Source organism: Streptomyces sp. NPDC020681, assembly GCF_044334895.1.
Lineage (GTDB): Bacteria > Actinomycetota > Actinomycetes > Streptomycetales > Streptomycetaceae > Streptomyces.
Genome location: NZ_JBIRTX010000001.1, coordinates 157,545 through 172,554, shown reverse-complemented (window position 1 = coordinate 172,554; position 15,010 = coordinate 157,545). Strand labels below are relative to the sequence as shown.

Below are 15,010 nucleotides of genomic sequence, written 5' to 3'. Positions count from 1 at the left end.
ACTTCGGCGAGCAGGGGCAGGGCGAACGGCATGACTGGTTTCACGGGGCGGTGGGCGCTGCGCGGCGCGGTATCGCACGATCCCGGGGTGAAGTACGTGTTCACGGGCGACGATCGGACCGGAGTCGAGGCGGTCGTCGGCGATGTGCAGATGACCTTGGACCTACTGATCGAGAGATGGCTGGCCGGCGAGGCGCTGGTTCCCGAGCCGGCCGTCGAACCGGCGTCGGGTCTTGTCCTGGACATCGGGCCGGACCTGACCTTCACGGAACGCGGGGCGGCGGAGGTGGAGTGGTTCTGCGAGGAGGGCGTCCTGGAGCCGCGGGCCAAGCCGTTCGACGGCCGGATCGTCACCAAGCCGACCGGAAGCCATCTGCTGTTGAGCGAGCCGGTGACCTGGGCACAGCCGTACCGGGAGGACGTGGACGTGCCCCTTCGGATGGACGACGGCGACACCAAGATCGCCGACACGATCGAGCTGGTGGGCGCCAGGCTGCGGCGGAGGGTGTCGGTGGTCACGGACGAGATGTATGTGACCCGGGTGCTGTACGAGTACGGTCCGGATCACCCGCACCGGTAGGTGAGGTGGGCCGTGGCCGTGTGCCGGGTCGGTGAGGTGATCTGCAGGACCGCACTGGCGCGGTACTCCCCGCGGCCGCGGAAGGTCCACAGCAGATGTAGATGGGCCTGCTTCTGGCCGCGTGTCAGTTTCTCCTGGAGCAGGCCCGAGGTCGTGCCGTCGCTGCGGGTCCAGCGATAACTGACGGTGCCCGGTCGGCCGTTGGTGTCCACGACGCCCACGATGTCCGCCGTCTGGTCACATCCGGGCCCTTGGGAAGGCGTGCGTACGGCCACACCCTCCACGGACAGCGCGGGCCCGTAGCGCTGCCAGGCGAGAAAGGCGAGCACGCAGACAAGCACGCCCGCGGCCAGTGCGTAACGGCGCAGGCCGCCGCGCTGCTTCTCGCTGGGCTCCGCGCTCTCGGACTGGCCTGCCAGGGTGCCGTGCCAGACAGCGGCCGTGGTGTTGTGCGGGCTGCGACTGCGATCGCGCACGACCGCGGTCACACCCGGGCCGAAGCGGAGGACCTCGCCCTCCACACGGTCCGGTGCCACGTCGGACCACTGCGGGTCCTGGAGCAGGGTCGCGCCCTCGGGCGCGGCCTGCGGTTCCGGGCGTTCGAACCAGTGGCTGCCGAGAGCTGTCGCGCTGTAGGCGTCGTCGCCGTCGACGGCGTGTTCGCGACCGGTCTCGGGCGGCTTGTGCGCCGCAGGCTCGGGGCCGTACTCGTGGTCGTGCGGAATCCGTGGATCGTTCATCCGATCATGCACCGCCGGATGAAGACCTGCTGCGAGGAACTGCCGTTCGCCGCGGCCGGGTTCGTCGTCGCCCGCACGCCCCAGAAGCAGCCCTTGCCCTGGAAGGTGCGGTCGAGCGTGAGCGTGTACTGCGTCGCGCCGTTCCGTTCGATGGTCTGCGTTCCTTCCTGCGCGCCGAGCTCACCCTTGTTGTCGCCGGTGAACCAGGCGATGACGACGGTCACGGGACCGGTTCCGTCCGTGACGATGTCGAAGGATGCCTGGCCGGTCGTCACACCCGTCTGCCGGAAGCTCGTGACGGTCACGGACTTCACGGCCACAGGCGGCTTGGCGGGCGGGGTGGTCTCGGTGGTGGGAGGCGTCGTCGGCGGATCGGGTGTGAAGGGAGGCGTCGGCACGTCCGTGTCCGAGGGACTGGGAGTGGCTGTCGCGCCGTCGGAATCGGACGGTGAAGGAGATGGCGAGAGCGAGGTGTCGGGCGAGGCGCCGGCACTCGGTGACGAGCTTGCGGAACCGGATCCGCCGCCCGGCGAGTTGGCCGTGCCCGGTTCCGCGCTGGTCGTGGCCAGCGTCTGAGCGGTTGCCTGGCCTGGGTTGTCCTCGGTCGCCTTCGCGGTGACCGTGACCAGCACGGCCAGCAGCGCGGCGGCAGCACCGGCCAGCAGTCCCCGCAGACCCGGCTTCCAGCCGCTCCAGCCGCCGCCCGACCCACCGCCGATTGCCGTCGTCGCCAGCTCGGTGGTGCCCGCGGGCTGACCGCCGGCCGACGGAAAGAGCAGCGGGAGCAGGGCGGCCAGGGCGGCGAGTTTCCGCTGGCCCCGCTCCTCCCAGTCCGGGCCGTAGGCGACCTCCGCGATCTCCTCCAGCTCCGCCACGAATGCCGTTGCGTTCTCCGGCCGCGCGCCGGGTTCCTTCGCCAGCCCGCGCCGGATCAGCGGCCGCACCGGCTCCGGCACCTCCTGATCGGGAACGGGTGCCTCGATGTGCTGGAGCGCGAGTTCGGCGAAGTTCTCGCCGGCAAACGGCTTGCTGCCGGTCAGGCACTCGTAGAACGTCGCGGTCGCCGCGTAGACATCGGCCGCCGGCGACGCGGGATCTCCGTTCCACTGCTCGGGCGCCATGTACGCGGGAGTGCCGGCCACGCCCGGTGTCGTGCCGCGGCCCGCCGCGATGCCGAAGTCGACCAGCTTGGAGGAGCCGTCGGCCGCGACCAGGACGTTCTCCGGCTTGTAGTCGCGGTGCACCACGCCCGCACGGTGTGCCGCGGCAAGACCCAGCAGCGAGCCCTTGAGCACCACCAGCGCCGCCTCGGCCCCGGTCGCGCCTTCCCGCAGCAGCAGTGCGCGCAGGGCGATGCCGTCGACCAGCTCCATCACGATGGCCGCGCCCTGCGGCGCCTCGACGTACTCGTACAGCCCGACCACATACGGCGAGTCGAGCCCTGCGAGCAGACCGGCCTCGGCCCGGAAGGCCCGGACGAAGTCGGAGTCCGCCCGCATCCGCTCGCTGAGGTACTTGATCGCCACGGGCATGCCGGTGGCGTGATGGGCGGCCAGCACGACACGCCCGCTCGCGCCCGAGCCCAACTCCCGGGACTCTGTATACCCGGGCACCTGCCATGCGTTCACTGTCGTCCCCCCATCGCCACGGCTGCCGAAACGGGCCGTGCGGCGCGGTCGCCGATGCGCGACCGCCGCACGCTAGCCCATCGAAGCCCAGCGGGTCTCCTCAGGGCAGACACATTTCCATCACGCCTTGGTTCCGGCCTCCCCACACTGTTCCTGGAGGGGGTGGTGGGGTTTCGGTCGTCTTGTGCACCGACCGGGGCGCCGGTCGGCGGCCCGTGGTTCCATGTGCTCCGCAGTCCGGCCGGCAGAGGGGAGACGGCATGGCGGAACCACCAAGGGCGATCGGGAACGACGACGGCCGTCAGGAAGGAGTGACCCGCCGCAGGCTGCTGACGGGTGCGGCTGCCTTGAGCGGCGCCGTGCTGGGCGGGTCGCCGCACGCCGCGGCCACGGCCGGGAGGGACGGAGTGTTCGACACAGCAGCGGCCCGGGAAGCTCTGCGGCGCCTGGTGCCGGACCATCACCGGCAGATCACCCTGCGGGCGGTCAGCGGCGCCACGGACCGGTTTCGCGTCACCGGCAGTGACGGACGCATCGTCGTCGAGGGCACCAGCCCGGCCGTGCTCCTCACCGGACTCCATGCGTATCTCCGCCGTGCCGCGAAGGCGCATGTCTCCTGGAACGGCGAGCAGATGAACCTTCCGCGCACTCTGCCTGCTCCCGGGGCCGAGATCACCGCTGCCGCGAACGTCCCGTACCGCTTTGTCCTCAACGACACCAACGAGGGCTACACCGGGCCCTATTGGGACTGGGACGCATGGCAGCGCGAACTGGACGTGTTCGCGCTGCACGGTGTCAATGCCGTCCTGCTCGGCATCGGAACCGATGCCGTCTACTACGACACGTTCCGCGAGTTCGGCTACTCGGACGCCGAGTTGCGTTCCTGGATCCCGGCCCCCGCCCATCAGCCGTGGTGGCTGCTGCAGAACATGTCCGCATTCGGCGGACCGGTTTCGCGCCGGCTGCTGGAGCGGCGGGCCCAGCTCGCCGAGAAGGTGATCGGCCGGGTGCGGGATCTGGGCATGACGCCGGTGCTGCCGGGCTACTTCGGCACCGTGCCGGACGACTTCACCGCCAGGAACCCGGGCTCACGCGTCGTGCCGCAGGGAGACTGGTGCGGGTTCCGGCGGCCCGACTGGCTCGACCCGCGAACGCCCTCCTTCGCAGCGGTCGCCGCCGCGTTCTACCGCCACCAGCGGGCACGATGCGGCGACAGCACGATGTACAAGATGGACCTGCTGCACGAAGGCGGCCAGGCCGGCGACGTACCTGTCGGCGAGGCCGCCCGTGCCGTCGAGACGGCACTGCGGACCGCGCGTCCGGCTGCCGTCTGGGCCATCCTCGGCTGGCAGAACAACCCGCGCCGCGACATCCTCGATGCCGTGGACCGAACCCGGATGCTCATCGTCGACGGCCTCTCCGACCGGTTCCCCACCGTCACCGACCGCGAGAGCGACTGGGGCGGAACGCCGTACGCCTTCGGCAGCATCTGGAACTTCGGCGGTCACACGGCGATGGGCGCCAACGCGCCCGACTGGGTTCAGTTGTACCCGCGGTGGCGGGACAAGGCGGGCAGCGCGCTCGCCGGGATCGCGGCCATGCCGGAGGCGGCGGACAACAATCCGGCCGCCTTCGCGCTGCTGACGGACCTGGCCTGGACAGAGGGCTCCGTCGACCTGGACGACTGGTTCGCCGCGTACGCCGTCTCCCGCTACGGCGGCGAGGATCCGCACGCCGCCGCGGCCTGGCAGGTCCTGCGTGAAACGGCGTACGGCACGACCCGCGCGGACTCGTGGAGCGAGGCTCCGGACGGCCTCTTCGCAGCCAGGCCGAGCCTGACCGCCACCAGGGCCGCCTCCTGGAGCCCGGACGCAGCCCGCTACGACCTTGCCGCATTCGACCGGGCGCTCAGCGAACTCCTCCAAGTCGCACCGCGCCTGCGCGACAGCTCCGCGTACCGCCACGACCTGCTCGACGTGACCCGCCAGGTGCTCTCCAATCGCAGCCGGCTGCTGCTGCCGCGGATCAAGGCGGCGTACGAGGCGGCGGAGCGGCCCCTGTTCGCCGAGCTGACGGCCACATGGCTGGACTGGATGACGCTGCTGGACGAGGTGCTGGCGACCTCCGAACAGCACCTGCTCGGCCGTTGGCTCGCCGGCGCCCGGTCCTGGGGCGCCGACCGCGCCGAGAAGGACCGGCTCGAGTACGACGCCCGGTCGGTCATCACCACCTGGGGCGGCCGGGCCGCGAGCGAGCAAGGGCTGCACGACTATGCGAACCGCGAGTGGTCGGGGCTGGTCGGCAGCCTGTACCGGCTGCGCTGGAAGACGTACTTCGCCGAACTGTCCGCCGCGCTCGCCGAAGGCCGGCCCCCGGCGGAGACCGACTGGTTCGCAATGGAGGACGACTGGGCGCACCGGCACGACACCCATCCGGTGAAGCCGCACGGATCCATCCACGCGCTGGCCCGCCAGGTGCGGGACACGGTCGCGGGCTGAGCCGCCCGCGGCGCCGGTTCAGGCGTTCGGGATCCGGGTGAAGCGCCCGGCGACATGGAGATCGGCCTCGATCCGGGCCGCCGTGGCGCGCAGTTCGGGCAGCACCTCGGACAGGCACTGCTCCACCGAGCGACGGCTGCTGTGCATCGCGACGTTCACCGCCGCCACCGCCTGCCCGGCGAGATCGTGCACCGGTACGGCGAGCGAGCGAAGGCCCTCTTCGAGTTCCTCGTCGACCAGCGCGTAGCCCTGGTGCGCCACGCGATCGAGTTCCGCGTCGAGTTCGGGCAGGCGGGTGAGCGTGCGCGGAGTCAGCGCCCGCAGATCGGTGCCGGCGAGCAGTGCGGAGCGGGTGTCGGCCGGCAGGCCGGCCAATAGGACACGGCCCATGGAGGCCGCGTACGCCGGAAACCTCGTGCCGATCTGGATGTTGACGCTCATGATCCGGCCGGTGGCGACGCGTGCGGTGTACTGGATGGCGTTGCCGTCGAGCACGGCCAGCGACGCCGAGTCGTGCACCCGCTGGACGAGGGTGACCAGATGGGGTGCGGCGACCTCGGAGAGCGTGGTGCGCGACAGCGGCGGATAGCCGAGCCCGAGCACGCTCGGCGTGAGGCGGAAGGTGCGCTCTCCCGCCTCGACGCAGCCGAGGTGTTCCAGTGTGATGAGCGCGCGACGGGCGGTGGCACGGGCGAGACCGGTGGCCTCGGCGACGGCGGCGAGAGCGAGCTCCGCCCGGCCGTCCCCGAAAGCGGTGATGACCGTGAGGCCGCGGGCCAGGGACTCGACGAACTCCGCGCCGAGCTCCTGCTTGGAGGCGTTGGTCCAGTCGGCGAGCCCGCCGGCAGGCTGCCGCCCGGCGGGCTCAGGGGCCTGGCGCAGTCGCTGCTCCATGGCGGCCACGGCCTCGCGCGCCTTCGGCAGCAGTGCGGTTCGCAGCGACGATGCGCTGTGGCGGCTGGTGTGGCTCACGACGCTGACCGCGCAGACCACCTCTCCGTCCGGCGCGCGGACCGGCAGGGCGAGGGCGATCAGGCCGGGCTCGATGAGCTGGTCGTCCACGGCCCAGCCCTGCTCGCGGGCTTCGGCCGCGCGCTCCTCGAAGGTGCGTCCGGCGTCCTGTGCGTGCGGTGGCGGTACGGCGGTGAACGCGCGGCCGTCCGGGTCGGCGGCCCGCCGTTCGCGCCAGCGTGACCACTGGGCCCCGGACCAGCCTGCGGCGAAGACCGTTCCCTGCGCGGTGCGTTCGGCGGGCAGCAGGTCGCCGATGCGGAACGTGAGGGACATGGCGCGCCGCCGGGTGGTCTGATGGACGAAGCGGATGCCGTCGCCGTCGGGCACGGCCAGGGACACCGATTCGTCGAGCTCCTCGGCCAGCCGCTGGGCGAGCGGGCCGAGCGGTCCGGGCAGCTGGATCGCGGCCAGATAGGCGTTGCCGAGTTCCATCAGGCGCGGCGCCAGCACGGCGGCATTCCCGTCCAGACGGAGGTAGCCCATGCGTGCCAGGGTGGCGGCGATCCGGTCGACGGTGGAGCGGGCGAGACCGGTGGAGCGGACGAGTTCGCTGACCGTCAGGCGCCCACCCGCGTCGCTGATGTCGCGCAGCACCGCGATACCGCGCATCAGGGGACCCACGGCCTCGGCGGGCGCGGTGTCCTCGGCGGCTGTCGTGACGGTCATCGGACCTCCGTGCGGTTCTCGAGCGTCTCTGGAAGCCATTGACATGCGTGTCAGGTGAACGCACACTCATCCCATAGGAATGAACCATAGTTCATCTGGCGAACAACTGCACTCCCGGCCGCACCCCCAAGGAAGCCCTCCATGGACAAAGTCAAGCAGAGCGCCACCGAGGCGGTCGGCGACATCGAGGACGACGCCTCGCTCGCCGTCGGCGGCTTCGGCCTGAGCGGTGTGCCGAACACGCTGATCGAGGCGCTCCATGCACGTGGCGTCCGCGGACTGCGGGTGGTCTCCAACAACTGCGGGGCGGACGGCGCAGGTCTCGGCATTCTGCTCGCCGCCGGGCACATCGCCCGTGTCACGGGCTCCTACATCGGCGAGAACAAGGAGTTCGCCCGCCAGTACCTCGCCGGTGAACTGGAGGTCGAACTCGTACCGCAGGGCACGCTCGCCGAGCGCCTGCGGGCCGGCGGCTGCGGCATCCCCGCCTTCTTCACTCCCGCCGGCGTCGGCACCCAGGTCGCCGACGGCGGCCTGCCGCGGCGGTACGCCCCGGACGGTTCGGTGGCCGTCGCCGGACCGGCGAAAGAGATCCGCACGTTCGACGGTCTCGAGCATGTCCTGGAGTACGGAATCACCACCGACTTCGCGCTGGTACGGGCCGCCAAGGGGGACCGCTACGGCAATCTCGTCTTCAACAAGTCGTCCCGGAACTTCAACCCGCTCGCCGCGATGGCCGGACGGGTCACCATCGCCGAGGTGGAAGAGCTTGTCGAACCCGGCGAGCTGGACCCCGACGCCGTCCACCTGCCCGGAGTGTTCGTGCAGCGCGTGGTGGTGCTCACCCCGGAGCAGGCCGCCGACAAGCAGATCGAGAAGAGGACGGTACGAGGCTGATGCCCTGGACACGCGACGAGATGGCGGCCCGCGCGGCCCGCGAGCTGACCGACGGCTCGTACGTCAACCTCGGCATCGGCCTGCCCACACTCGTGCCGAACTTCCTGCCGGACGGCGTCGACGTGGTGCTCCACTCGGAGAACGGCATCCTCGGCGTCGGCCCCTACCCGTCCAGTGCGGATGTCGACCCGGACCTCATCAACGCGGGCAAGGAGACCGTCACCGTGCTGCCAGGCACCGCGTTCTTCGACTCCGCGCTCTCCTTCGGCATGATCCGCGGCGGCCACATCGACGCCGCCGTCCTCGGCGCCATGCAGGTCTCCGCCTCCGGCGACCTCGCCAACTGGTCGATCCCCGGAAAGATGATCAAGGGCATGGGTGGCGCCATGGACCTGGTGCACGGCGCCCGCAGAGTGATCGTGCTGACCGACCACACCGCCAAGGACGGCTCCCCGAAGATCGTCCAGGAATGCACACTCCCACTGACCGGCAAGGCCTGCGTGCACCGCATCATCACCGACCTCGCCGTACTCGACGTGACCGAGGACGGCCTCGTGCTCGTCGAAACCGCCCCCGGCGTCACCCCGGACCAGGTGCAGCAGCACACGGCCGCACCCGTCCGCATCCCCGTCCCCACCCACTAACGCCCGCCTCCGCCCGCACAGGAGCTGACATGACCGACCGCCTCCGTGATGTCTATGTCGTCGACGCCGTCCGCACACCGATCGGCAAATACGGCGGTGCGCTGTCCGGCGTACGGCCCGACGATCTCGCCGCCGGCGTGCTCGGCGCCCTCGTCTCCCGCACGCCCGACCTCGACCCGGCCCGTATCGACGACGTCTTCTTCGGCAACGCCAACGGCGCCGGAGAGGAGAACCGCGATGTCGCCCGCATGGCCGTGCTGCTCGCCGGGCTTCCCGTCACCGTCCCCGGCACCACCGTCAACCGGCTCTGCGGCTCCGGCATGGAAGCGGTCATCCAGGCGGCCCGCGCCATCGCCGTGGGCGACGCCTCCATCGCGGTCGCCGGCGGCGTCGAGTCGATGAGCCGCGCGCCCTGGGTGGTGCCGAAGCCCGGCCGCGGTTTCCCGGCCGGCCATCAGCAGATGTACTCCACCACTCTCGGCTGGCGGATGGTCAACCCGCGCATGCCCGAGGAGTGGACCGTCGCACTCGGCGAAGGCGCGGAACTCGTCGCCGACCGGTACGGCATCGGCCGCGAGGCACAGGACGCGTTCGCGCTCGAGAGCCACCAGAAGGCCGCCCGCGCCTGGGACGCCGGGCTGTACGACGCCGAGGTGGTTCCGGTCGACGGCGTCGACCTGGCCCGCGACGAGTGCATCCGCGACAACACCTCCACCGAAGCACTCGCCAAGCTGAAGCCCGTGTTCCGCGACGGCGGCACCGTCACGGCGGGCAACTCCTCGCCCCTCAACGACGGCGCGGCAGCGCTGCTGCTCACCGACGAGGACGGACTGCGCGCCACCGGCCGCGAACCGCTGGCCCGGATCGGGGCCACCGCCGTGACCGGCATCGAGCCGCAGTACTTCGGAGCCGGACCCGTCGAAGCGGTCCACCGCGCGCTCAAGAAGGCCGGACGCGGAGTCGAAGAGCTGACCACTCTCGAACTCAACGAGGCCTTCGCCGCGCAGGCGCTCGCCTGCGTCGGCCAGTGGCCCGGCCTCGACCCGGCCGTGGTCAACCCGCGCGGCGGGGCCATCTCCATCGGCCATCCGCTCGGCGCGTCCGGCGCGCGCATCACCGGAGCCGTCGCCCACCAGCTCGCCGCCGCGGGCTCCGGCACCGGCCTCGCGGCCCTGTGCATCGGCGTCGGCCAGGGCCTGGCGCTCGTACTGGAGAAGTGACCCGATGACCGCCACGACCCGTGTGACATCAGCAGTGCTGACACAGCGGCAGATAAGCGCCGAGATCACCGCCGCCCACGAAGCAGCCGGCGAGGCCGCCCGGAAGGCGGCGGCCGAGGGCGCCGCGCCGCCGCAGCACCCGGGCCGGGACTTCACGCCGTACCGCAGCAGCGTCCTGCGCCACCCCCACCAGCCGCTCATCGCCATGGGCCACGATCCGGAGGCAGTCGAGCTGTCGGGACCGGTCTTCGGGGTCACCGACGTCACCGAACTCGACGCCGATCTGACCCGGCAGCACGCCGGCGAACCGCTCGGCGAACGGATCGTCGTCACCGGGCGCGTACTCGACCGGACAGGCAGGCCCGTCCGCCGGCAACTCGTCGAGGTCTGGCAGGCCAACGCCTCCGGGCGGTACGCCCACCAGCGCGACCAGCATCCGGCGCCGCTCGACCCGAACTTCACCGGCGTCGGCCGCTGCCTCACCGACGGCGACGGCCGGTACTCGTTCACCACCGTCAAACCGGGCGCGTATCCGTGGCGCAACCACGAGAACGCCTGGCGGCCCGCGCACATCCACTTCTCGCTCTTCGGCACGGAGTTCACCCAGCGTCTGGTGACCCAGATGTACTTCCCGGGCGATCCGCTCTTCCCGTACGACCCGATCCTCCAGTCCGTCACCGACGCCGACGCCCGCGCGCGGCTGGTCGCCGCCTACGACCACGAGCTGTCCCGTCCCGAATGGGCGCTCGGCTACCGCTGGGACATCGTCCTCGACGGCCCGGCCGCCACGCTCCCGGACCCCGAGGACCACTGATGCCGCAGCCCACTCCGTCCCAGACCGTCGGCCCGTTCTACGGCTACGCCCTGCCCTTCCCGGGCGGCGGCGACATCGCCCCGGCCGGCCATCCCGACACGCTGACGCTGCACGGGTACGTACGCGACGGAAACGGCGACCCGGTGCCGGACGCGCTGCTGGAGACCTGGCAGCGCGTGCCGTCCGGCGCACAGCCTGGCTCCCTGCGACGCGATCCCGTCACCGGCGGCTTCCTCGGCCGCAGCGGCGTGGACTTCACCGGCTTCGGCCGGGTGGCCACCGACGCGGACGGCCACTGGGCCGTGCGCACCCTGCCGCCGCACGCCGACGCGCCGTATCTCGCGGTCTGCGTCTTCGCCCGCGGACTCATGCACCACCTGTTCACCCGGGCCTACTTCGAGCAGCCGGCCACCGATCCGCTGCTGTCCGCGCTGCCGCCCGGCCGCAGGGCGACCCTGATGGCACGACCGGAGGGGGAGCGGGTCCACCGCTTCGACATTCATCTGCAGGGGGAGAAGGAGACGGTCTTCCTTGACTTCCACGACTCCCGGCGATGACGCACCGGACGACGCGGAGCAGGACGTCGGCCTGCTCTCTCCCGTACGAGCCGGAAGCCCGGCCGAGTACGCGACCGGTGACCGGGCCGTTCTCCAGGCGCTGTTGGACGCCGAAGCCGCGCTGACCCGCGCCCAGTCCACGCTCGGACTCGCCCCGAAAGAGGCGGGTCGGGCGGTCACCGAGGCCGCCTGCGCGGACCGCTTCGACGTACGCTCGCTGGCGCTCAGGGCCCGGAGCGGCGGCAACCCGGTCATCCCGCTCGTCGCCGACCTCACCGCCGTGGTGGCCGAACTCGCCCCGGACGAAGCCGAGTTCGTGCACCGCGGTGCCACCAGCCAGGACATCCTCGACACCGCTCTGATGCTGGTCGCCGCTCGAACGCTGGACCTGATCACGGCCGATCTGGCGGACACCGCCGCCTCGCTCGCGGGCCTGGCGGCCGCACACCGCGACACGCCGATGCCGGGCCGGACACTCACCCAGCATGCCGTGCCCACCACGTTCGGCCTCAAGGCCGCCGGATGGCGCGCGCTCGTCCTCGACGCCCATGACCGCCTCACCCGCGTCCGCGCCTCGCTGCCCGCCCAACTCGGGGGAGCGGCGGGCACACTGGCCGCCTTCCACGCCTACGCGCCGGATGCCGAAGGGGACGCAGGGCTGGAGCTGACCGCCGCGTACGCCGGTGAACTCCGCCTCGCCGCGCCCGATCTGCCGTGGCACGCACTGCGCACACCGATCGCCGACCTCGCAGGCGCGCTCGCCTTCACCGCAGGTGCACTCGGAAAGATCGCGGCCGACGTCCTGGTGCTGTCCCGCACGGAGATCGCCGAGGTCGCCGAGGCGGCCGGCGGCGCATCCTCCGCCATGCCGCACAAGAGCAACCCGGTCAGGGCGACCCTGGTCGCGTCCGCCGCCCGCCAGGTCCCGGCGCTCTCGGCGATCCTCCTCGGCTCGCTCACCGCCGAGGACGAACGGTCCGCAGGACCGTGGCACGCGGAGTGGCAGCCGCTGCGCGAGGCCCTGCGGCTGACCGGCGGAGCGGCCCACACCGCGGCCGAGCTCTGCGCGGGCCTGCGGATCCTGCCGGACCGGATGCGGGCCCATCTCGATCTGACCGGCGGCCGGATGCTCAGCGAACGGCTGAACGCCGAACTCGCCCCGCTCATCGGGCGCGCCGCCGCCAAACAGCTGCTCGCCGAGGCCTCGCGCCGCGCCGCCGGACACGGCACGGACCTCGCCGACGCCTTGCGCCAGGACCCGCGCGTGACCGAAGCCCTCGGCGACGGCCGGCTGCGCGAACTCACCGATCCCCTCGGATACCTCGGCTCCGCCGCGGCGCTCACCGACCGCGCGCTGGAGCGCCACCCCCGCCAGGACACCCCATGACCAGAAAACTTCACCACCGCGCCGAAGGACCGCCCGGCGCACCGGCGTTCTTCCTCGGGCCGTCGCTCGGCACCTCGCTCGCCGTCTGGGACAAGCAGGCACAGGCGCTCGCGCAACGGCACCGGGTCATCCGCTGGGACCTGCCGGGCCACGGAGCCTCGCCGGCCGGACTGCTTCCCGCGCCTGCCACCATCGCCGATCTCGGACGCCTGGTCCTCGATCTCGCCGACTCGCTCGGCCATGAATCGTTCGCGTATGCGGGCATCTCGCTCGGCGGAGCCGTCGGCACCTGGCTCGCCGCGCACCATCCGTCGCGGATCACCTCGCTTGCGCTCGTCTGCTCGTCCGCTCGCTTCGGCGAGCCCGAACCCTGGCTGGAGCGGGCCGAACTGGTCCGTGCCAAGGGCGTCGGACCGCTCGCGGACACCGCACGCGACCGCTGGTTCACGCCGGCCTTCGCGACCGGCGGCGACCCGGCAGCCGACGCTCTGCCCGCGGACCAGAGGTCCGTCGACGCCGAGAGCTACGCGGCGTGCTGCGAGGTGCTGGCCGGCCTCGACCTCCGCTCCGACCTGGCCCGTATCACCGCGCCGACGCTGGTCGTCGCGGGCCGCGACGACAAGGCCACGCCGCCGCCCCACGCGCGCCGGCTTGCCGACGGGATCCGCGACGCCCAGCTCGTCGAACTGCCGCGCGCCGCCCACCTGGCCAATGTCGAGCAGCCGAGGGCCGTGCAAACCGCCCTGCTCGCCCATCTCAGCCATCTCAGCCGTCTCGGCCATGACCCGGGCGGATCCGACGGCATGACGATGCGCCGCACGGTGCTCGGCGACGCGCATGTGGACCGCGCAGTGGCCGCCACCACGGCCTTCACCGCCCGTTTCCAGGACTTCATCACCCGCTATGCCTGGGGCGAGATCTGGACCCGGGACACACTCGACCGTCGCACCCGCAGCTGTATCACGCTCACCGCGCTGGTGGCGGGCGGCCACAAGGACGAACTCGCTCTCCATGTCCGCGCCGCCCTGCGCAACGGACTGACGCCCGAAGAGATCGGCGAGGTCCTGCTGCAGACCGCCGTCTACTGCGGTGTCCCGGCCGCCAACGCCGCCTTCGCCGTCGCGGACGAGGTGCTGCGCGCCCACGACCAGAACCCAGAGAACGAAAAGGAGCGCTGATGCACACCACCGTCGGCATCGTCGGCGGCGGCCCCGCGGGGCTGCTGCTGGCCCGGCTGCTGCGCAACGCCGGAATCGACAGCGTGACGCTGGAGTCGCGCGACCGCGCATACGTCGAGCAGCGTCAGCGGGCAGGCATCCTCGAGCAGGGCACGGTGGACGCGCTGCGCGCCGCCGGAGCGGCCGAGCGCATGGACCGCGAGGGAATGGTCCACCACGGCATCGAGCTGCGCTTCGACCGCGGTCTGCACCGCGTGGACTTTCCGGCGCTCACCGGCGGCCGGAGCGTGATGGTGTACGCGCAGACCGAGGTCGTCAAGGACCTCATCGCACTCCAACTCGCCGACGGCGGCCCGCTGTTGTTCGGCGCCCAGGTGCGCTCGGTGGAGGGCGCGGACGGCGACCGGCCGGTCATCCGCTATGTCCACGAAGGCCGGGAGCAGACGCTGACCTGTGACTACGTTGTCGGCTGCGACGGTTTCCACGGCGTGGCGCGCAATGCGGTTCCGGAGTCGGTGCGGACCACGTACGAGCGCACCTATCCGTACTCCTGGCTCGGCATCCTCGCCGAAGCGCCGCCCGTCTACGACGAGTTGATCTACGCGCACTCCACGCGCGGCTTCGCACTGGCGAGCATGCGTTCGCCGGCCGTCAGCCGGCTCTATCTCCAGGTTCCGAACCACACGGATCCCGCCGACTGGCCGGACGAGCGGATCTGGGACGAACTCGACGCGCGGTTCGCCGTGGACGCCGATCCGGGCTGGAAGCTGGAGCGCGGCCCGGTCTCCGCCAAGGCGGTGCTGCCGATGCGGAGTTCGGTGACGGAGCCCATGCGGTACGGCCGCGTGTTCCTGGCGGGCGACGCTGCCCACATTGTCCCGCCGACCGGCGCCAAGGGTCTCAATCTCGCCGCCTCCGACGTGATCGTCCTCGCGCGGGCCCTGATCCACGAGCACAACACCGGGTCGGCCGAACTGCTCGACGCGTACTCGGACACCTGTCTGCGCCGGGTGTGGCGGGCCGAGCACTTCTCGTACTTCATGACGACGACGCTGCACACGGATCCGGCCCAGTCGCCGTTCGACACCAGGCTGCAGCTGTCGCAGCTCACGCGCCTGACGAGCTCGGCGCACGCGGCGGCGGAACTGGCGGAGAACTACACGGGGCTGCCGATCGGCTAGAGGCGAC

General features: G+C 71.7%; 13 protein-coding genes. 10 read left to right on the top strand and 3 right to left on the bottom strand.

All coding sequences use genetic code 11. The features are described 5' to 3' along the window. Positions 1-30: 30 nt before the first annotated feature. On the top strand, positions 31-579 hold the full coding sequence (locus ACH4YL_RS00735; protein ID WP_398503406.1) for a hypothetical protein: 549 nt from the start codon (positions 31-33) through the stop codon (positions 577-579). Here the strand turns inward: ACH4YL_RS00735 and ACH4YL_RS00730 are convergent. Both ACH4YL_RS00730 and ACH4YL_RS00725 read right to left on the bottom strand, forming a co-directional pair. Then, positions 564-1,319, bottom strand: a complete 756-nt coding sequence (locus ACH4YL_RS00730) for a hypothetical protein (RefSeq protein WP_398503404.1) — start codon at positions 1,317-1,319, stop codon at positions 564-566. The two genes, ACH4YL_RS00735 and ACH4YL_RS00730, sit on opposite strands and share 16 nt — an antisense overlap. After that, on the bottom strand, positions 1,316-2,947 hold the full coding sequence (locus ACH4YL_RS00725; RefSeq protein ID WP_398503402.1) for a serine/threonine-protein kinase: 1,632 nt from the start codon (positions 2,945-2,947) through the stop codon (positions 1,316-1,318). The genes ACH4YL_RS00730 and ACH4YL_RS00725 overlap by 4 nt, the downstream gene beginning before the upstream one ends. Positions 2,948-3,207: 260 nt before the next feature. Here ACH4YL_RS00725 and ACH4YL_RS00720 point away from each other — a divergent pair, with 260 nt between their 5' ends. Then, entirely contained in the window at positions 3,208-5,445 is a 2,238-nt protein-coding gene (locus ACH4YL_RS00720) for an alpha-N-acetylglucosaminidase (RefSeq protein ID WP_398503400.1), read from the top strand. A gap of 18 nt (positions 5,446-5,463) precedes the next feature. On the opposite strand, the gene ACH4YL_RS00715 is transcribed toward ACH4YL_RS00720, so the two are convergent. Further along, positions 5,464-7,125, bottom strand: coding sequence for an IclR family transcriptional regulator C-terminal domain-containing protein (locus ACH4YL_RS00715; protein ID WP_398503398.1), 1,662 nt, complete (start codon positions 7,123-7,125; stop codon positions 5,464-5,466). 141 nt (positions 7,126-7,266) lie between these two features. Between ACH4YL_RS00715 and ACH4YL_RS00710 the strand changes: the two genes are divergently transcribed. Genes ACH4YL_RS00710 through ACH4YL_RS00675 form a run of 8 tightly spaced genes read left to right on the top strand, consistent with a single transcriptional unit; the run spans position 7,267 to position 15,003 of the window. Next, a complete protein-coding gene (locus tag ACH4YL_RS00710; protein ID WP_398503396.1) occupies positions 7,267-8,022 on the top strand; it encodes a CoA transferase subunit A in 756 nt (251 codons plus the stop codon). Further along, the gene (locus ACH4YL_RS00705) at positions 8,022-8,666 is read left to right on the top strand and encodes a CoA transferase subunit B (protein WP_398503395.1); all 645 of its coding nucleotides are present in this window, start codon (positions 8,022-8,024) and stop codon (positions 8,664-8,666) included. Before ACH4YL_RS00710 ends, ACH4YL_RS00705 begins: the two co-directional genes overlap by 1 nt. 29 nt (positions 8,667-8,695) lie before the next feature. Further along, a complete protein-coding gene (locus tag ACH4YL_RS00700) occupies positions 8,696-9,886 on the top strand; it encodes a thiolase family protein (protein WP_398503393.1) in 1,191 nt (396 codons plus the stop codon). 4 nt (positions 9,887-9,890) lie between these two features. Continuing rightward, positions 9,891-10,700 carry a protocatechuate 3,4-dioxygenase subunit beta gene (pcaH, locus tag ACH4YL_RS00695; RefSeq protein ID WP_398503391.1) on the top strand — a complete coding sequence of 270 codons (810 nt, stop codon included), beginning with the start codon at positions 9,891-9,893 and terminating at the stop codon, positions 10,698-10,700. Further along, on the top strand, positions 10,700-11,257 hold the full coding sequence (gene pcaG / locus ACH4YL_RS00690; RefSeq protein ID WP_398503390.1) for a protocatechuate 3,4-dioxygenase subunit alpha: 558 nt from the start codon (positions 10,700-10,702) through the stop codon (positions 11,255-11,257). The genes pcaH and pcaG overlap by 1 nt, the downstream gene beginning before the upstream one ends. Next, a complete protein-coding gene (gene pcaB, locus ACH4YL_RS00685) occupies positions 11,232-12,644 on the top strand; it encodes a 3-carboxy-cis,cis-muconate cycloisomerase (RefSeq protein ID WP_398503388.1) in 1,413 nt (470 codons plus the stop codon). Before pcaG ends, pcaB begins: the two co-directional genes overlap by 26 nt. Further along, the gene (pcaD, locus tag ACH4YL_RS00680; protein ID WP_398503386.1) at positions 12,641-13,822 is read left to right on the top strand and encodes a 3-oxoadipate enol-lactonase; all 1,182 of its coding nucleotides are present in this window, start codon (positions 12,641-12,643) and stop codon (positions 13,820-13,822) included. The genes pcaB and pcaD overlap by 4 nt, the downstream gene beginning before the upstream one ends. Continuing rightward, the gene (locus tag ACH4YL_RS00675) at positions 13,822-15,003 is read left to right on the top strand and encodes a 4-hydroxybenzoate 3-monooxygenase (RefSeq protein WP_398503384.1); all 1,182 of its coding nucleotides are present in this window, start codon (positions 13,822-13,824) and stop codon (positions 15,001-15,003) included. Before pcaD ends, ACH4YL_RS00675 begins: the two co-directional genes overlap by 1 nt. Positions 15,004-15,010 lie beyond the last annotated feature (7 nt).

What these genes read in the sequence shown, in the direction of transcription:
- ACH4YL_RS00730 (WP_398503404.1), bottom strand. Translation starts at nt 1,319, where the DNA reads ATGAACGATCCACGGATTCCGCACGACCACGAGTACGGCCCCGAGCCT.
- ACH4YL_RS00710 (WP_398503396.1), top strand. Translation starts at nt 7,267, where the DNA reads ATGGACAAAGTCAAGCAGAGCGCCACCGAGGCGGTCGGCGACATCGAG.
- pcaH (WP_398503391.1), top strand. Translation starts at nt 9,891, where the DNA reads ATGACCGCCACGACCCGTGTGACATCAGCAGTGCTGACACAGCGGCAG.
- ACH4YL_RS00705 (WP_398503395.1), top strand. Translation starts at nt 8,022, where the DNA reads ATGCCCTGGACACGCGACGAGATGGCGGCCCGCGCGGCCCGCGAGCTG.
- ACH4YL_RS00715 (WP_398503398.1), bottom strand. Translation starts at nt 7,125, where the DNA reads ATGACCGTCACGACAGCCGCCGAGGACACCGCGCCCGCCGAGGCCGTG.
- ACH4YL_RS00720 (WP_398503400.1), top strand. Translation starts at nt 3,208, where the DNA reads ATGGCGGAACCACCAAGGGCGATCGGGAACGACGACGGCCGTCAGGAA.
- pcaG (WP_398503390.1), top strand. Translation starts at nt 10,700, where the DNA reads ATGCCGCAGCCCACTCCGTCCCAGACCGTCGGCCCGTTCTACGGCTAC.
- ACH4YL_RS00735 (WP_398503406.1), top strand. Translation starts at nt 31, where the DNA reads ATGACTGGTTTCACGGGGCGGTGGGCGCTGCGCGGCGCGGTATCGCAC.
- ACH4YL_RS00675 (WP_398503384.1), top strand. Translation starts at nt 13,822, where the DNA reads ATGCACACCACCGTCGGCATCGTCGGCGGCGGCCCCGCGGGGCTGCTG.
- ACH4YL_RS00700 (WP_398503393.1), top strand. Translation starts at nt 8,696, where the DNA reads ATGACCGACCGCCTCCGTGATGTCTATGTCGTCGACGCCGTCCGCACA.
- pcaD (WP_398503386.1), top strand. Translation starts at nt 12,641, where the DNA reads ATGACCAGAAAACTTCACCACCGCGCCGAAGGACCGCCCGGCGCACCG.